Genomic DNA, 15,607 nt, shown 5'->3' on the forward strand with positions numbered 1-15,607 from the left:
GGTGAGGGCGCAGTATCGCAGCGCATGTCAGCTGCTTGAAGTGGTGCTTTTTGCCAACATCTGATCATCTACCTTGGCTATGTTTAGGCGACAAGGCGATGCTCTTGCTAGATTCCGGGCACCCCCTCAATTCACGCCGTCCCGACCCGCAGAGGGTGCCGGATGGCGTTTGCCTTTTGGAGTCCGCAATGAAGCGAGCAAGCTCTGTGCGCGCACCGCGCCGCGCTGTTTTGGCTGCCAGCCTGGCCGCGCTGTCTTTCCCCGTGCTGGCGCAGGATGCTGCACCTCAACCCGACAAAAACGTGCTGCAGTCCGTGGTCATCACGGCTGAGCGCCGCGTCGAGAACATCAAAGATGTGCCCAACGCCGTGTCGGCTATCTCGGGCGAGAAGCTCGATGTGCTGGCCTCTGGCGGTCAGGATGTGCGCTTCCTCTCGGGCCGCGTGCCGAGCTTGAACATCGAGTCGTCCTTCGGCCGTGCCTTCCCGCGCTTTTACATCCGCGGCTATGGCAACACCGACTTCCGCCTCAATGCCTCGCAGCCGGTGTCCTTGGTCTATGACGACGTGGTGCAGGAGAACCCCATCCTCAAGGGCTTCCCGGTGTTTGATGTGCGCTCGGTGGAAGTCATTGCCGGGCCGCAAGGCACCCTCTTTGGCCGCAACACGCCCGCTGGCGTGGTGAAGTTTGAGTCCGTCAAACCCTCCAAGCGCCAGGACGGCTACCTCAGCCTGTCCTGGGGTCAGCACAACACGGCCAGCGCCGAAGGTGCGTTCAATCTGCCCCTGGGTGGCGATTGGTCTGCGCGCCTGTCCGCACAGGTGCAGCACCGCGACGACTGGGTGAAAAACACACAGAGCACGGGCACGCAGGAGACCGAGGGCTACAACGACCGTGCCGTGCGCCTGCAGGCCCTGTACGAGCCGAGCAAGACCTTCAGCGCGCTGTTCAATGTGCACAACCGCGAGCTCAAGGGCTCGCCGCGCCTGTTCCGCGCCAACATCATCAAGCCCGGTACGAACGATCTGGTGGATGGCTTTGACCCGGCCCGCATGTCCATCGACGGCATCAACGAGCAGCAGCTCTCGGCCACCGGTGGCAGCGCCCGCCTGAAGTGGAACCTGGGCGATGTGACCTTGCACGCCATCACCGGCATCGAGACGGTGCAGCCCTTCAGCCGTGGCGACATCGATGGGGGCTTTGGCAACGCAGGTAAGCTGCCCATGGGCCCGGGCTTCATTCCCTTCTCGGTCGAGACTTCGGACGCCCTGCGCGGCCACCGCCAGCTCAGCCAGGAGCTGCGTCTGGAGTCGGCCGCCACTGGCGCACTGCGCTGGCAAGGTGGGCTCTACCTCTTTGACGAGCGCTACACCATGGAGGGCAAGGACCACCTCAGCCCGCTGACCACCAGCAGCGAGCAGACCAACAAGGCCTGGGCGGTGTTTGGCTCGGTCAACTACGACCTGAGCTCGCGCTTCAAGTTGCGCGGGGGCTTGCGTTACACGCAGGACAAAAAGGACTTGCTGACCACCTCCACCAACACCGCCCGACTGCAGTCTCAAGCGGGCACCCGTGCCCACACCGATGACGCCAAGTGGAACTGGGACGCCTCGGCCAGCTATGCGCTGGACAAGGACAGCAATGTCTACGCGCGCTTTGCCACGGGCTTCCGTGCCTCGTCCATCCAGCCCGCTGCGGAGTTCAATCCGCAGTCTCTGGCCAAGCCCGAGGACGTGCGCTCTTTTGAGTTGGGCGCCAAGTCGGAGTTCTGGGACCGCCGCGCGCGCCTGTCGGCCGCTGCATTCAGCTACGTCATCAAGAACCAGCAGCTCACCGCGGTGGGTGGCGGCAACAACGCCAACCGGCTGATCAACGCCAAGCAGACCCAAGGCCACGGCCTGGAGTTCAACCTCGAACTGCTGCCGGTGGAGAACCTGCTGCTGACCCTGGGTGGCAGCTACAACAGCACGCGCTTCAAGGACGGCGCGCTGCAAGTTGAAGCCTGCGGCAATGGCTGCACCTTGCGTGACCCCATCATCACGCCGGCCAACCCTGCGGTGTTCAAGTTCTCGCCCACGGTGTTGATCGACGGCAACTCGCTGCCCAACGCGCCGAAGTGGGTGGGCAACATCACGGCCCGCTACACCATCCCCACCGCCGACGGCAACGAGTTCTACGTCTACACCGACTGGGCATACCGCAGCAAGGTCAGCTTCTTCCTGTACGACTCGGTCGAGTACACCGGCAAGTCCCTCACCGAAGGCGGGCTGCGTGCGGGCTATGTGTGGAACAACGGCAAGTACGAGGCCGCCGCCTTTGTGCGCAACATCACCAACCAAGTGCGCGTGACCGGCGGCATCGACTTCAACAACCTCACGGGCTTCATCAACGACCCGCGCAGCGTCGGCGTGCAGTTCAAGGCCCTGTTCTAAGCCCTGCTTGCCGGGACAAATAGACATGCATGCAGGCACACTCGCTCCCTCAAGTAAGGGGCGGGTGTGCGGCGCATGCCTAAAATCCAGCGACATTCACGGGGCACTCTCGCCCCTAACGACAGCATGAGCACAGCAGTACACAAGCAACTCGGGCAGGATTTCGTCGCATTCGCGCATGCCGCGGGGGTGTTGCGCTTTGGCGCGTTCACCACCAAGGCCGGACGCCAAAGCCCCTATTTTTTCAATGCCGGGCTGTTTGACGACGGCGCCAAACTGCTGCGACTGGCGCAGTTCTACGCGCAGCGCTTGCTGGCCTCGGGTCTGCAGTTCGACATGATTTTTGGCCCCGCTTACAAGGGCATCACCCTGGCCGCGGCGGTGTCCATGGAGCTGGCTCGGCTCGGCCACAACAAACCCTACGCCTACAACCGCAAGGAAGCCAAAGACCATGGCGAGGGCGGTACGCTGGTGGGCGCGCCAGTGCGCGGCCGCGTGCTGGTCATCGACGATGTCATCTCCGCGGGCACGTCGGTGCGTGAGTCCATCGCCATGATTCAGGGCGCGGGTGCCACGGCCTGCGGCGTGGCCATCGCACTGGACCGTCAGGAAAAGGCCGCCGAGAACGGCAAAGAGCTGCCCTGGTCGGCGGTGCAGTATGTGGAGCAGCAGCTCAAACTGCCCGTGGTGGCCATTGCCGGCCTGACGGACCTCTTGCAGTACCTCAACACCACAGGCGACGCTGAAGTGTCGGCACATGCTGCAGCCGTGCAAGCCTATCGCGACCGGTACGGCGTATGAGTGGGTGCCCGGCGCTGGCCTTTTTGGCTTTGGTGGTGCTGGCCCCCTCGGGCTGGGCACAGGCACGCGACCGTGAGCCAGCCAGCGTGGGCAAGATCTATTCCTGCATCACCGCAGATGGGCGCCGTCTCTCCTCCGATCGGCCCATTGCCGAATGCCAGGAGCGTGAGCAGCGCCTGCACCGCGCCGACGGGTCGGTGCAGCGCATCGTGCCGCCTACGCCGTCACTGGAAGAAAAGTCCCAACTTGACGCGCGACGCTTGCGTCAGGAGTTGGACAACGCCGCGCAGGCCGATGCCGTGCGCCGCGACCGCAATTTGCTCAGTCGCTACCCCAACGAAGCGGCACACCAAAAGGCCAGAACCAGCGGCATGGATGACATTCAAAAGTCCTACGCCAAATCGGGCTTGCGTGTGGCGGAGCTGACCAAGGAATACAAGAGATTGGCCTCTGAGGCCGAGTTCTACAAGGGCAAGGAAATGCCTGCGACGCTCAAGCAGCAGCTGTCGGCCAACGAGGCTGCGCAAGAGGCATTGCGCTTGCTGCAGGACAACCAGCGCACTGAAATCCAGCGCCTGACCAAGTTCTACGACGACGAGTTGGCGCGCCTGCGCCGACTTTGGGCGGGCGAGCGCCCGGGCTCCACCAAGTAAGCCGCCCCACAGCGGCGCGTGGCTCTGGCCCGCGCCGCCGCTGGGTCTGGCTCAGCCGAGTTTCTTCTTCAGCAGCTCGTTGACCAGAGCCGGATTGGCCTTGCCCTTGGTGGCCTTCATGGCCTGACCCACCAGCGCATTGAAGGCTTTGTCCTTGCCTGCGCGGAACTCGTCCACCGACTTCTGATTCGCAGCCAGCACCTCGTCCAGGATGGCCTCAATGGCGCCGGTGTCGTTGGACTGCTTCAGGTCCTTGGCAGCAATGATGGTGTCGACCTCATGGCCCTCACCCGACCACAGCGCTTCGAACACCTGCTTGGCGCCGTTGTTGGAGATGGTGCCGTCGCTGATGCGCGCAATCAGTCGGGCCAGTGTCTCGGCGCTCACGGGGGCGGCGTTGATCTCAAGCCCTTCGCTGTTGAGTCGCTTGCTGATTTCACCCATCACCCAGTTGGCCACCAACTTGGGCGCCGCACCGGCGGCCTTGGCCGCCTCGTAGTAGCGCGCCGTGGCCAGGCTTTGCGTCATCATGGTGGCGTCGTATTCGGGCAGGCCGTCGGTCTCGATGAAGCGCTTGACCATCACACTGGGCAGCTCGGGCATGTTGTCCCGCACGCGCTGCACCCAGTCCGCACCAATCATGAGCGGCGGCAGATCGGGGTCGGGGAAGTAGCGGTAGTCGGCCGAGTCTTCCTTGCTGCGCATGGCGCGCGTCTCGCCCGTGTCGGGGTTGTAGAGCACGGTGGCTTGCTGGATGGGCAGGCCGTCTTCGATCTGGTCGATCTGCCAGTTCACCTCGAAGTTCACCGCGTCGACGAGGAAGCGGAAGCTGTTGAGGTTTTTGATCTCGCGCCGCGTGCCCAGGGGCTGGCCGGGTTTGCGCACCGAGACGTTGACGTCGCAGCGAAAGCTCCCCTCTTGCATATTGCCGTCGCAAATGCCCAACCACATCACCAGCGCGTGCAGGGTCTTGGCGTATTCGGCCGCTTCCTGGGCGCTGCGGATGTCGGGCTCGGAGACGATTTCCAAGAGCGGCGTGCCGGCACGGTTGAGGTCGATGCCGCTCATGCCGTGGTAGTCCTCGTGCAGGCTCTTGCCCGCGTCTTCTTCGAGGTGGGCGCGCGTCAGGCGCACGGTCTTTTTCGTGTCGCCCACGAAGAAGTCCACCGTGCCGCCTTGCACCACGGGGATCTCGAACTGGCTGATCTGGTAGCCCTTGGGCAGGTCGGGGTAGAAGTAGTTTTTGCGCGCGAAGATGGACAGCGGCGCCACCTTGGCACCCACGGCCAGGCCGAAGCGAATGGCGCGCTCCACCGCACCGCGGTTGAGCACGGGCAGGGTGCCGGGCAGGGCCAGGTCCACAGCGCTGGCCTGGGTGTTGGGGGCAGCGCCAAAGGCGGTGGAGCTGCCGCTGAAGATTTTCGAATCGGTCGAGAGCTGGACGTGGTTTTCCAGGCCGATGACGACTTCGTAGCCGCGAATCAAAGTGCTGGTGCTCATGGTCGTTGTCAGACTCCGGACGGTGCGCGGGTGTGCCAGTCGGTGGCTTGCTGCAGGGCGTGTGCGGCGTGCAGCAGCTGGCCTTCCTTGAAGTAGTTGCCGATGAGCTGCAGGCCCACGGGCAGGCCGCCTTCGCCAAAGCCCGCAGGCACGCTCATGCCGGGCAGGCCCGCCAGCGAGGCGGGCAGGGTGAAGATGTCGGCCAGATAGGCTTTGACCGGGTCGTCCGCGCCTTCACCGGCCTTCCACGCCACGGTGGGGGCCACCGGGCCGGCGATCACATCGCAGTGCTGGAAGGCTTGCTGGAAGTCGTCCGCGATCATGCGGCGCAGCTTCTGCGCCTGCAGGTAGTAGGCGTCGTAGTAGCCATGGCTCAGCACATAGGTGCCGATCATGATGCGGCGCTTGACCTCGGCGCCAAAGCCTTCGGCGCGGGTCTTTTTGTACATGTCCAGCAGGTCTTGGTATTGCGCCGCGCGGTGCCCGAACTTCACGCCGTCAAAGCGGCTCAGGTTGGAGCTGGCTTCGGCCGGGGCAATGATGTAGTAGACCGGAATGGCCAGCTCGGTGCGCGGCAGGCTCACGTCCACCAGCGTGGCGCCGAGCTTTTCCAGCTCCGCCAGGCTGGCGCGCACGGCGCGGTGCACGTCCTCGCTCAGGGCCTCAGGGAAGAACTCGCGTGGCAGGCCGATGCGCAGGCCCTTGAGCGGCTGGGCCGCCGTGGCGCCCTCGCGTGCGGCGAGCATTTGCGCGTGGAAATCTTGCGGCGGCTGCTGCACGCTGGTGGCGTCACGCTCGTCAAAGCCGCTCATGGCCGACAGCAGCAGGGCGCAGTCTTCGGCCGAGCGGGCCATGGGGCCGGCTTGGTCCAGGCTGGAGGCAAAGGCGATCATGCCAAAGCGGCTGCACACGCCGTAGGTGGGCTTGATGCCGGTGATGCCGCAAAAGCTCGCGGGCTGACGGATGGAGCCACCCGTGTCTGTGCCCGTGCTGGCTGGCAGCAGCCGTGCCGCCACGGCAGCGGCCGAGCCACCCGAAGAGCCACCGGGCACGCGCTGGCGGTCCCAGGGGTTGGCCACAGGCTTGTAGGCACTGTTCTCGTTGGCCGAGCCCATGGCGAACTCGTCGCAGTTGAGCTTGCCCAAGCTCACCGCGCCCGCCGTCTTGAGTCGCGCCACCACGGTGGCGTCAAAGGGGCTGCGGTAGTCGGCCAATATCTTGGAGCCCGCGGTGGTGGGCATGTCGGCGGTCACAAAGATGTCTTTGTGCGCCAAGGCCACGCCCAGCAGCGCGCTGCTGTCACCAGCGACCAAGCGCGCATCGGCGGCTTTGGCGCTGGCCAGTGCGGCCTCGCTGTCCAGGTGCAGGAAAGCGCCCAAATCGGCTGCCGCAGTGGCGCGCGCGAGCAGGGCTTGCGTCAATTCGGTGCTGGAGATGCGCTTGGCGCGCAGTGCCTGGCCCAGGTCGGCCACGCCCATTTCATGCAAAGGTTTCATCGGGGTATCACTCAATGACCTTGGGGACCAGGAACAAGCCGTCTTCGACGGCCGGAGCGCTGCGTTGGTTGAGTTCGCGCTGGTTGCTCTCGGTGACGGCGTCTTCACGCAGCCGCAGCTGCACCTCTTGCACGGCCGACAGCGGCGTGTAGAGCGGCTCCACGCCGCTGGTGTCGACTGCGCTCATTTGCTCGACGATGCTGAAAAAGCCGTTGAGCTGCGGCAGCAGGGCGGCACGCTCTGCATCTGAGAGCTCCAGCCGCGCCAGATGGGCCATGCGGCCGACGTCGTCTTGGGTCAGGGCCATGTTGGATGTATCCCGAAATCAGGGGGGTATCGAATCGAATCGGATCGATGAAAACAAGGGGGTGGATGTCTGGCCCCACTTGCTGCATCAATCAGCGTATAACTGGGGGTTCCCAGCGGGTGAAGCAAGGGGTGTTCGGTTATTATCTCCGCTTATCTCCTGTGGTCGGGGCTGCTCATGGCAGCCTCGTTCTGTATAGGGGCTGAACACGTGTGCCGCGCCTGTGTCCAGGGGCAGCACCGATGCATTGCCAAACACTCGAATCACCACCACCTGGGCTGTTGCGGCGTTCGCTGCCGGGGACGCCGCAACAGCCCGGGCGCACACCACTGATCATGCTCGCCTCCCTGCGCCGCTATTTCTCGACCGACCTCGCCATTGACCTGGGTACCGCCAACACGCTGATTTATGTTCGCGGCAAGGGCGTGGTGTTGGACGAACCCTCTGTGGTTGCCATCCGCCACGAAGGTGGCCCCAACGGCAAGAAGACCATCCAGGCTGTGGGCCACGAGGCCAAAGCCATGCTGGGCAAGGTGCCCGGCAATATCGAAGCCATCCGCCCCATGAAGGACGGCGTGATTGCCGACTTCGTCGTGACCGAACAGATGATCAAGCAGTTCATCAAGATGGTCCACGACACCAAGCTGCTGCGTCCTTCACCCCGCATCATCATCTGCGTGCCTTGCGGCTCCACCCAGGTGGAAAAGCGCGCCATCCGCGATGCAGCCCTGGGCGCAGGGGCCTCTGAGGTCTACCTGATCGAAGAACCCATGGCTGCGGCCATCGGCGCAGGTCTGCCTGTGTCTGAGGCTTCGGGCTCCATGGTCATCGACATTGGCGGTGGCACCACCGAAGTGGGCGTGATCTCGCTGGGCGGCATGGTCTACAAGGGCTCGGTGCGCGTGGGCGGCGACAAGTTCGACGAGGCCATCATCAACTACATCCGCCGCAACTACGGCATGTTGATCGGTGAGCCCACGGCCGAGGCCATCAAGAAGAACATCGGCAGCGCCTTCCCTGGCTCGGAAGTCAAGGAAATGGAAGTCAAGGGCCGCAACCTCAGCGAAGGCGTGCCGCGCAGCTTCACCATCTCTTCCAACGAAATTCTGGAAGCACTGACCGACCCGCTCAACCAGATCGTCTCGGCCGTGAAAAACGCGCTGGAGCAAACGCCTCCCGAGCTGGGCGCTGACATCGCTGAGCGCGGCATGATGCTCACCGGCGGCGGCGCGCTGCTGCGCGACTTGGACCGCCTGCTGGCCGAAGAAACCGGCCTGCCCGTGCTGGTGGCCGAAGACCCGCTGACTTGCGTGGTGCGCGGCTGCGGCATGGCGCTGGAACGCATGGAGCGTCTGGGCGCGATCTTCACGTCTGAGTAATTCCCCCCTGCGGCGGCCGTGCGGCCGCCCACACGCTTGTTTTTGCGGCTGAAGACTTTTCGATGCCACTCGGAACCCTGGACCGCCGACCGCCACCGCTGTTTCGAGAGGGGCCGTCGGCGCTGACCAAACTGGCCTTCTGCACGGCTCTGGCCTTGTTCCTGATGGTGGCCGACGCCCGCTTCAAACTGATGGACCCGGCGCGCAGCGCACTGGCGCTGGTGCTGCACCCCCTGCAGCGCACGCTGCTCGGGCCGGTGGATGCCTGGGAGCAGTTGCGCAGCTATTTGCGGGGCATGGAGGCCGCTCAAGCGGCCGAAGACCGCGCCCGTCAACAGCTGACGGAGCAGGCCGTGGTGCTCAACCGTGCGGCGCAGCTGCAGGCCGAGAACCAACGCCTGCGCCAGCTCTTGACGCTGCGCGAGGCGCTCACCGTGGCGGGGCAATCGGCCGAGGTGCTGTACGAGTCGGGCGACGCCTACTCGCGCCGCGTGGTGGTGGACCGCGGCTCCAAGCATGGCGTGCAGCGCGGCGCACCGGTGGTCAACGAAGGTGGTGTGCTGGGGCAGGTCACGCGTGTCTACACCCTGTCTTCCGAGGTGACTTTGCTCTCCGACCGTGACGCCTCCATCCCCGTGCTCAACACGCGCACCCAGCAGCGCGGTGTGGCGTTTGGTGGCGAGCGTGGCGTGATGGAGCTGCGCTTCACACCGGCTGATGCCGACATCCAGGTGGGCGATTTGCTCGCCACCTCCGGCATGGACGGCATCTACCCCAGCGACTTGGCCGTGGCCCGGGTGAGCGAAGTCGAGCGCCGTGGCGACAGCAGCTTTGCCCGCGTGCGCCTGCTGCCGACCTCGCGTCCGGACTCCGCTCGCCATGTGTTGGTGCTCACGCCACTGGCCATTCACGAGGCCACCAAGGCTGAAGCCGCCGCCGCTGCGGCCTCTGAGGCGCAGGCCCGTTTGCATGCCCGCGACAGGGCTCGCGACAAGGCCCGTGCTGCTGCCACCGCCGCGCGGCCCGGGGCCTCGGCTGCAGCGGGCAAAGCCTCTGCGCCTGGAGGGCACAAGCCATGATCATGCCGCGTGGCACCAGCCAGCTGCTGCTGCCTGCCAACCCCTGGTTCATCGGTGCCAGCCTGTTTTTGGCCTTGCTGATGAATATGGTGCCGGTGGGGCGCTGGCCGGGTCTGCCAGACTTTCTGGCCATCACCTTGGTGTTTTGGAATGTGCACCAGCCACGCCGCGTGGGTGTGGGCTGGGCCTTTGTGTTTGGCTTGTTGATGGATGTCCATCAAGGTGCTTTGCTGGGTCAGCACGCGCTGGCCTACAGCCTGCTGGCCTTTGGCGCGGTGGCGCTGCACCGTCGCCTGCTGTGGTTCACGCTGGGGGCGCAGGCGCTGCATGTGCTGCCCTTGTTTGTGTTGGCCCATGTCGTGGCCATGGTGGTGCGGGTGATGGTGGGCGGCATGTGGCCGGGCTGGGCCAGTCTTGTCGCGCCCCTGGCCGAGGCCTTGCTGTGGCCTCTGGCGGCATTGCTGCTTTTGGCGCCGCAGCGCCGTGCACCGGACCCCGATGCGCACCGCCCGCTTTGAGCGCCTCATGCCCCTTGCGCGCCCATGAGCACCACTGTTCTTAAAAACCTGCATCAGGAGCTGGCGCGCTTTCGCGTGCGCCTGCTGGCGGCTGCAGGCTTTGTGCTGTTTTGTTTTGCGCTGCTGGTGGCGCGGCTGGTGTATTTGCAAATCATCCAGCACGACGCTTTGGCCGAGCAGGCCGAGCTCAACCGCATCACCGTGGTGCCCATCGTGCCCAATCGCGGTTTGATTCAAGACCGCAACGGCGTGATTTTGGCCAGCAACTACTCGGCCTATACGCTGGAGATCACCCCCTCCAAGGTGTTCGATCTGGAGGCCACGCTGGACGAACTCAACGAGGTGCTGGAGATCACGCCGCGCGATCGCCGCCGCTTCAAGCGCCTCATGGACGAGAGCAAGAATTTCGAGTCCTTGCCCATCCGCACCAAGCTCACCGACGCCGAGGTGGCGCGCTTTGCCGCCGAGCGTTATCGCTTCCCGGGCGTGGAGATCAAGGCGCGGCTGTTCCGCAACTACCCGCTGGGCGAGGTGGGCAGCCACATGCTGGGCTATATCGGACGCATCAACCAGGCCGAGAAAAAGGCCATGGAGGACTGGAGCGACGAGGACGTGGCCAACTACCGCGGCACCGAATACATCGGCAAGCTCGGTTTGGAACAAGCTTATGAGCGCGAGCTGCATGGCACCACGGGCTTTGAGCGCGTGGAGACCAGTGCCGCGGGCCGTGCCGTGCGGCGCATCGACCACCGCTCGCCCACACCCGGCAACACGCTGGTGCTGTCGGTGGACGTCAAGCTGCAAGCTCTGGTAGAGAAACTCTTTGGCGAGCGCCGTGGCGCTCTGGTGGCCATGGACCCGCGCAACGGCGAGGTGCTGGCTTTTGTGTCCGTGCCCACCTTCGACCCCAACCTCTTTGTCGACGGCATTGATGTCGAGAGCTGGAAAGAGCTCAACGAGTCCATCGACAAGCCCCTGCTCAACCGCGCGCTGCGCGGCACCTACCCGCCGGGCTCGACCTACAAGCCCTTCATGGCCATGGCGGCGTTGCACAGTGGCAAGCGTGCCGCCAGCACCGTCATCATGGACAACCTGACCTACAGCTTTGGCGGCCGCACTTTTGGCAGCCCCGAGTCCGACCGGCCCGGGCCCAAAGACATGCGCGCGGCCATCGTCAGTTCCTCCAACGTCTACTTCTATTCGCTGGCCAATGAGATGGGTGTGGACCTCATCCACGACGAGCTTGAACCCTTTGGCTTTGGCCGCAAGACCGAGATTGATCTGCAAGGCGAGGTCACGGGGGATTTGCCCTCTACGGCCTGGAAGCGCAAGAAATTCCGCCGCCCTGAGCACCAGCGCTGGTATGCGGGCGAAACCATCTCGCTGGGCATTGGCCAGGGTTACAACAACTTCACTGTGCTGCAAATGGCCACGGCCATGTCCACCCTGGCTACGGGTGGGCAGCGCTATCGGCCGCGTCTGGTGCAGGAGGTGGTCGATACGGTCACCAACGAGCGCCGTCGCCTCTCCAGTGATGCGCTGGAGCCCCTGGTCTACAAGCCCGAGCATGTGCGCGTGATTCGCAACGCCATGCAGGGGGTGGCTCTGGAAGGCACCTCCAAGGCTGTCTTTTTGGGGGCGCCCTACCAGAGCGGCGGCAAGACCGGCACGGCCCAGGCTGTGGGCTTGCGTCAGGGCGAGAAGTACAGCCAGATCAAGGCCGATGAGCGCAAGCGCGACCACTCCTGGTATGTGGCTTTCGCGCCGGTGGACCAGCCCACCGTGGCGCTGGCGGTGATTGTGGAGAACGCGGGTTTTGGCTCCACGGCAGCTGCGCCCATCGCGCGGCGTGTGTTCGACTATTTGCTCACGGGCACCTACCCCAGCGAGGAAGACATCGCCTTGACACGCCAAGGCCGCAGCGCCGCCCCGGTGGGTGTGCCGCGGCGCGTGGCCGACATTCCGCTGCCGGGCGCAGATGCCCCTGCCAGCGCGGCGTCGGCCGCCTCTGCGCCCGCCTCTGGTGCGGCCAAATCCGCCGCCCCGGCTTCGGGTGTGGCATCAGGAGTTCGCCCATGAGTGCGGTGCTCAGCGGTCCTAGCCTGTCGCAGCGTCTGCGGCCCTTTTTCCGCGGCTTTGATGGGCCGCTCATGCTGGCCATTGCCTGGCTGACCGGGGTGGGGCTGCTGTGCATGTACTCGGCGGGCTATGACCACGGCACGCGCTTTGTGGACCATGCCCGCAATTTCGTGCTGGCTTTTGGTGTGATGTTTGTGGTGGCGCAGGTGCCGCCGCAAAAGCTCATGCGCGTGGCGGTGCCGCTGTATGTAACCGGGGTGGTGTTGTTGGTGGCCGTGGCGCTGTTTGGCATCACCAAAAAGGGCGCCACCCGCTGGCTGGATGTGGGGGTGGTGACGCTTCAGCCTTCAGAAATGCTCAAAACCGCCATGCCGCTGATGTTGGCGTGGTGGTTCCAGCGCCGCGAGGGTTCGCTGCGCTTGTTGGATTTCATCGTGGCTTTTGTGCTGCTGGCCCTGCCCGTGATGCTGGTGGCCAAACAGCCTGACCTTGGGACTTCGCTGCTGGTGTTGGGGGCGGGGCTCTACATCATCTTCTTCGCCGGGTTGTCCTGGAAGCTCATCATTCCCGTCATGGTGGTGGCCTTGGTCGGCATCACGGCCCTGGTGGCGAGCGAGGAAAAGATCTGCCAACCTGATGTTGAATGGCCCATGCGCGAGTACCAGAAGAACCGGGTCTGCACGCTGCTGGACCCGCACAAAGACCCGCTGGGCAAGGGCTTCCACATCATCCAGGGCGAAATTGCCATTGGCTCTGGCGGGCTCACGGGCAAGGGCTTTATGCAGGGCACGCAAACCCACCTGGAGTTCATTCCCGAGCGCACCACCGACTTCATCTTCGCGGCCTTTGGCGAGGAGTTTGGCTTTCTGGGCGCCATGGCGCTGCTGGCAGGCTTTACCGCGCTCATCATGCGTGGGCTCATCATCGCCTCTGACGCCCCCACGCTGTTTGGACGCCTGCTGGCGGGCGCCATCACCATGAGTTTCTTCACCTATGTGTTCGTGAACATGGGCATGGTCAGCGGCATCTTGCCGGTGGTGGGCGTGCCACTGCCTTTCATCAGCTACGGTGGCACGGCCATGGTCAGCCTGGGTTTGGCGCTGGGCATGTTGATGTCGATTGCGCGCAGCCGCGGCTCGGTGCAGCGCTAAGCCCTAGCTCCGGCAAAGCATCAATCGATGCTGGGCGCGTCAGCTTCTTGCGCCGGGGTGCTGGTGTTGTGCGCGGGGAAGCGCACGGTAAAGCGCGCACCCACCGGGGCCAGGGGTTCGTCGCTGCGGCGCGCGCGCACGTCTTCCACGCTGACCTCGGCGTCATGGGCTTGGGCGATCTCGCGCACGATGGCCAGCCCCAGGCCTGAGCCATCGACGTTGGTCCCCAGTGTCCGGTAGAAGGGCTGAAAGATCTTTTCGCGCTCGGCCGCAGCCACGCCGGGGCCGCTGTCTTCCACCTGCAGCACGCACACCTGCCCGAAGGGGTCGTCCATCAGCCGCACCGTCACCGTGCCGCCCGCTGGGGTGTAGAGCAGGGCGTTGTCCACCAGGTTGCGAATCAGCTCGCGCACCAGCAAGGGCTGGCCCAGCACCTGTAGGCGCGTGGGAGCCGTGGGCCCTTCGTAGCCCAAGTCCTGCTGGCGCTCACGCGCTCGGGGGTAGAAGTCGGCCACCGTCTCCATGGCCAGCTCGGCCAGGTTGACGGGTTCGCGTTGGCGCAGCTGTTCGGCGTTTTCAGCACGCGCCATGGCCAGCAGCTGGTTCACCATATGGGCCGCACGCTGGCTGGACAAGGCAATGTGCTTCAGCGAGCGCTTGAGTTCAGCGGGCGAGTAGCTGCCCGCGTCGATCTCGCGCTGCGCCAGCTCGGCCTGGGTGCGCAGCCCGGCCAGCGGCGTTTTGAGCTGGTGCGCGGCATCGGCCAAAAAGTGCTTTTGCGTGCGCAGCGACAAATCCAGGCGCTGCAGCAAATCGTTGATGGCGCGCACCAGTGGTGCCACTTCTTCGGGAATGCGCGCTTCTTCGATGGGGCTGAGGTCAGCACTCTCGCGCGAGCGTATGCGCCGCTGCAGCTCGTTGAGTGGCGCAATGCCGCGCGCCAGTGCCAACCACACCAGCAGCACGGCCAGCGGCAGCATGACGAACTGCGGCAGGATCACGCCCTTGATGATTTCGTTGGTCAGGCGCGAGCGCTTGCCCAGCGTTTCGGCCACCTGCACCAGCAGCGCCTGATCGCTGCCCGCCATGCCCTCGGGCACCACCCACAAATAGGCCACACGCACCGTGTCGCTGTGGATGTCGTCATCGCGGTAGTTCAGCTCCCAGGGCTGGATGGCGTGATCGGGGGCGACTTCGGGGATGGGCAGGGCGCGGTCGCCGCCCAGCAGCTCGCCGGTGGGGCCTCGCACCTGGAAGAACACCGTGTCAGACTCATCCGCGCGCAGCAAGGCCGCAGCTTCGGGCGCCAGCGCGTAGCGGCCTTCACCCGAGCGGGCGCCGACACGCGTGAACTCGGCGGCCACTTGCAGGCCCAGCGAGCGGGCAATTTCGCCCAGCTCGCGGTCATAGGGTTTGGCGGCAATGCCCTGGGCCACCAGCCAGGTCAGCGCCACGCTGATGGGCCAAATCACCAGCAAGGGCGCCAGCATCCAATCCAAGATCTCGCCAAACAGCGAGCGATGGGTGGGCTCGGCGGCCATCAGCCCGGAATCTTTTCCAGGCAGTAGCCCAGGCCGCGCACCGTGGCGATGCGTATGGGCCCGTGCTCAATCTTCTTGCGCAGGCGGTGGATATAGACCTCGATGGCGTTGTTGCTGACTTCCTCGCCCCACTCGCACAGGCGGTCCACCAGCTGGTCTTTGCTCACCAGACGCCCGGCGCGCTGCAGCAGCACCTCCAGCAAGGACAGCTCGCGCGCAGAGAGCTCCACCATCTGGTCGTTCAAATAGGCCACGCGCCCGGTGGCGTCAAAAGACAGCGGTCCGTGCTTGATGACGCTGCTGGCAGTGCCCAGGCCACGGCGTGTCAGCGCACGCACCCGCGCCTCCAACTCTTGCAGCGAGAAGGGCTTGGCCATGTAGTCGTCGGCACCCAGGTCCAGGCCTTTGACGCGCTCCTCAATGCTGTCGGCCGCTGTGAGGATGAGCACCGGCATGGATGAGCCCCGCCCGCGCAGCTTCTTCAGCACCTCCAGCCCATGCAGCTTGGGCAGACCCAGGTCCAGAATGAGCAGGTCAAATTCGTGCGCTGTCAGGGCGGCATCGGCCTCAGTCCCACTGGCCACGCGGTCCACGGCATAGCCGCTGGCACGCAGGGTGCGCAACAGGCCGTCGGCCAAAACTTGGTCATCTTCTGCGATCAGGATGCGCAT

Annotated in this window: 13 protein-coding genes; 8 read left to right on the top strand and 5 right to left on the bottom strand. The window is 64.8% G+C overall.

The features are described 5' to 3' along the window. Positions 1-188: 188 nt before the first annotated feature. From ACG0Z6_RS07020 to ACG0Z6_RS07030, 3 genes are all read left to right on the top strand, one after another. A complete protein-coding gene (locus ACG0Z6_RS07020) occupies positions 189-2,432 on the top strand; it encodes a TonB-dependent receptor (RefSeq protein WP_394459870.1) in 2,244 nt (747 codons plus the stop codon). Positions 2,433-2,558: 126 nt separating this feature from the next. Then, positions 2,559-3,233 (top strand): orotate phosphoribosyltransferase, encoded by a 675-nt coding sequence (gene pyrE / locus ACG0Z6_RS07025; RefSeq protein WP_394459871.1) that lies wholly within the window; start codon positions 2,559-2,561, stop codon positions 3,231-3,233. Then, a complete protein-coding gene (locus ACG0Z6_RS07030; protein WP_394459873.1) occupies positions 3,230-3,886 on the top strand; it encodes a hypothetical protein in 657 nt (218 codons plus the stop codon). Before pyrE ends, ACG0Z6_RS07030 begins: the two co-directional genes overlap by 4 nt. Before the next feature lie 51 nt (positions 3,887-3,937). Here ACG0Z6_RS07030 and gatB read toward each other — a convergent pair whose 3' ends face one another. The 3 genes from gatB to gatC are packed head-to-tail and all read right to left on the bottom strand — an operon-like array spanning position 3,938 to position 7,189. After that, positions 3,938-5,386 carry an Asp-tRNA(Asn)/Glu-tRNA(Gln) amidotransferase subunit GatB gene (gene gatB / locus ACG0Z6_RS07035; RefSeq protein WP_394459875.1) on the bottom strand — a complete coding sequence of 483 codons (1,449 nt, stop codon included), beginning with the start codon at positions 5,384-5,386 and terminating at the stop codon, positions 3,938-3,940. Positions 5,387-5,394: 8 nt separating this feature from the next. Further along, entirely contained in the window at positions 5,395-6,882 is a 1,488-nt protein-coding gene (gene gatA, locus ACG0Z6_RS07040) for an Asp-tRNA(Asn)/Glu-tRNA(Gln) amidotransferase subunit GatA (protein ID WP_394459877.1), read from the bottom strand. A 7-nt stretch (positions 6,883-6,889) separates the two neighbouring features. After that, positions 6,890-7,189, bottom strand: a complete 300-nt coding sequence (gene gatC / locus ACG0Z6_RS07045) for an Asp-tRNA(Asn)/Glu-tRNA(Gln) amidotransferase subunit GatC (protein WP_394459879.1) — start codon at positions 7,187-7,189, stop codon at positions 6,890-6,892. A gap of 335 nt (positions 7,190-7,524) precedes the next feature. Between gatC and ACG0Z6_RS07050 the strand changes: the two genes are divergently transcribed. The 5 genes from ACG0Z6_RS07050 (at position 7,525) to rodA (ending at position 13,395) form a co-directional block, all read left to right on the top strand. Next, positions 7,525-8,568 carry a rod shape-determining protein gene (locus tag ACG0Z6_RS07050; protein WP_394459881.1) on the top strand — a complete coding sequence of 348 codons (1,044 nt, stop codon included), beginning with the start codon at positions 7,525-7,527 and terminating at the stop codon, positions 8,566-8,568. 62 nt (positions 8,569-8,630) lie between these two features. Beyond that, complete coding sequence (gene mreC / locus ACG0Z6_RS07055; RefSeq protein ID WP_394459882.1) at positions 8,631-9,647, top strand: rod shape-determining protein MreC; 1,017 nt, start codon at positions 8,631-8,633, stop codon at positions 9,645-9,647. Further along, a complete protein-coding gene (gene mreD / locus ACG0Z6_RS07060) occupies positions 9,644-10,165 on the top strand; it encodes a rod shape-determining protein MreD (RefSeq protein WP_394459884.1) in 522 nt (173 codons plus the stop codon). Before mreC ends, mreD begins: the two co-directional genes overlap by 4 nt. Positions 10,166-10,189: 24 nt before the next feature. Further along, a complete protein-coding gene (mrdA, locus tag ACG0Z6_RS07065; protein ID WP_394459886.1) occupies positions 10,190-12,244 on the top strand; it encodes a penicillin-binding protein 2 in 2,055 nt (684 codons plus the stop codon). Continuing rightward, positions 12,241-13,395: a rod shape-determining protein RodA gene (rodA, locus tag ACG0Z6_RS07070; protein WP_394459888.1), complete on the top strand. Its 1,155-nt coding sequence runs from the start codon at positions 12,241-12,243 to the stop codon at positions 13,393-13,395. Before mrdA ends, rodA begins: the two co-directional genes overlap by 4 nt. Before the next feature lie 20 nt (positions 13,396-13,415). Here the strand turns inward: rodA and ACG0Z6_RS07075 are convergent, their stop codons facing one another. Both ACG0Z6_RS07075 and ACG0Z6_RS07080 read right to left on the bottom strand, forming a co-directional pair. Further along, positions 13,416-14,936, bottom strand: coding sequence for a sensor histidine kinase (locus ACG0Z6_RS07075; protein ID WP_394459889.1), 1,521 nt, complete (start codon positions 14,934-14,936; stop codon positions 13,416-13,418). Further along, complete coding sequence (locus tag ACG0Z6_RS07080; RefSeq protein ID WP_394459891.1) at positions 14,936-15,607, bottom strand: response regulator; 672 nt, start codon at positions 15,605-15,607, stop codon at positions 14,936-14,938. Before ACG0Z6_RS07080 ends, ACG0Z6_RS07075 begins: the two co-directional genes overlap by 1 nt.

The sequence above is a fragment of the Roseateles rivi genome, assembly GCF_043555845.1.
In the GTDB taxonomy this organism is placed as follows: Bacteria; Pseudomonadota; Gammaproteobacteria; order Burkholderiales; family Burkholderiaceae_C; genus Roseateles; species Roseateles rivi.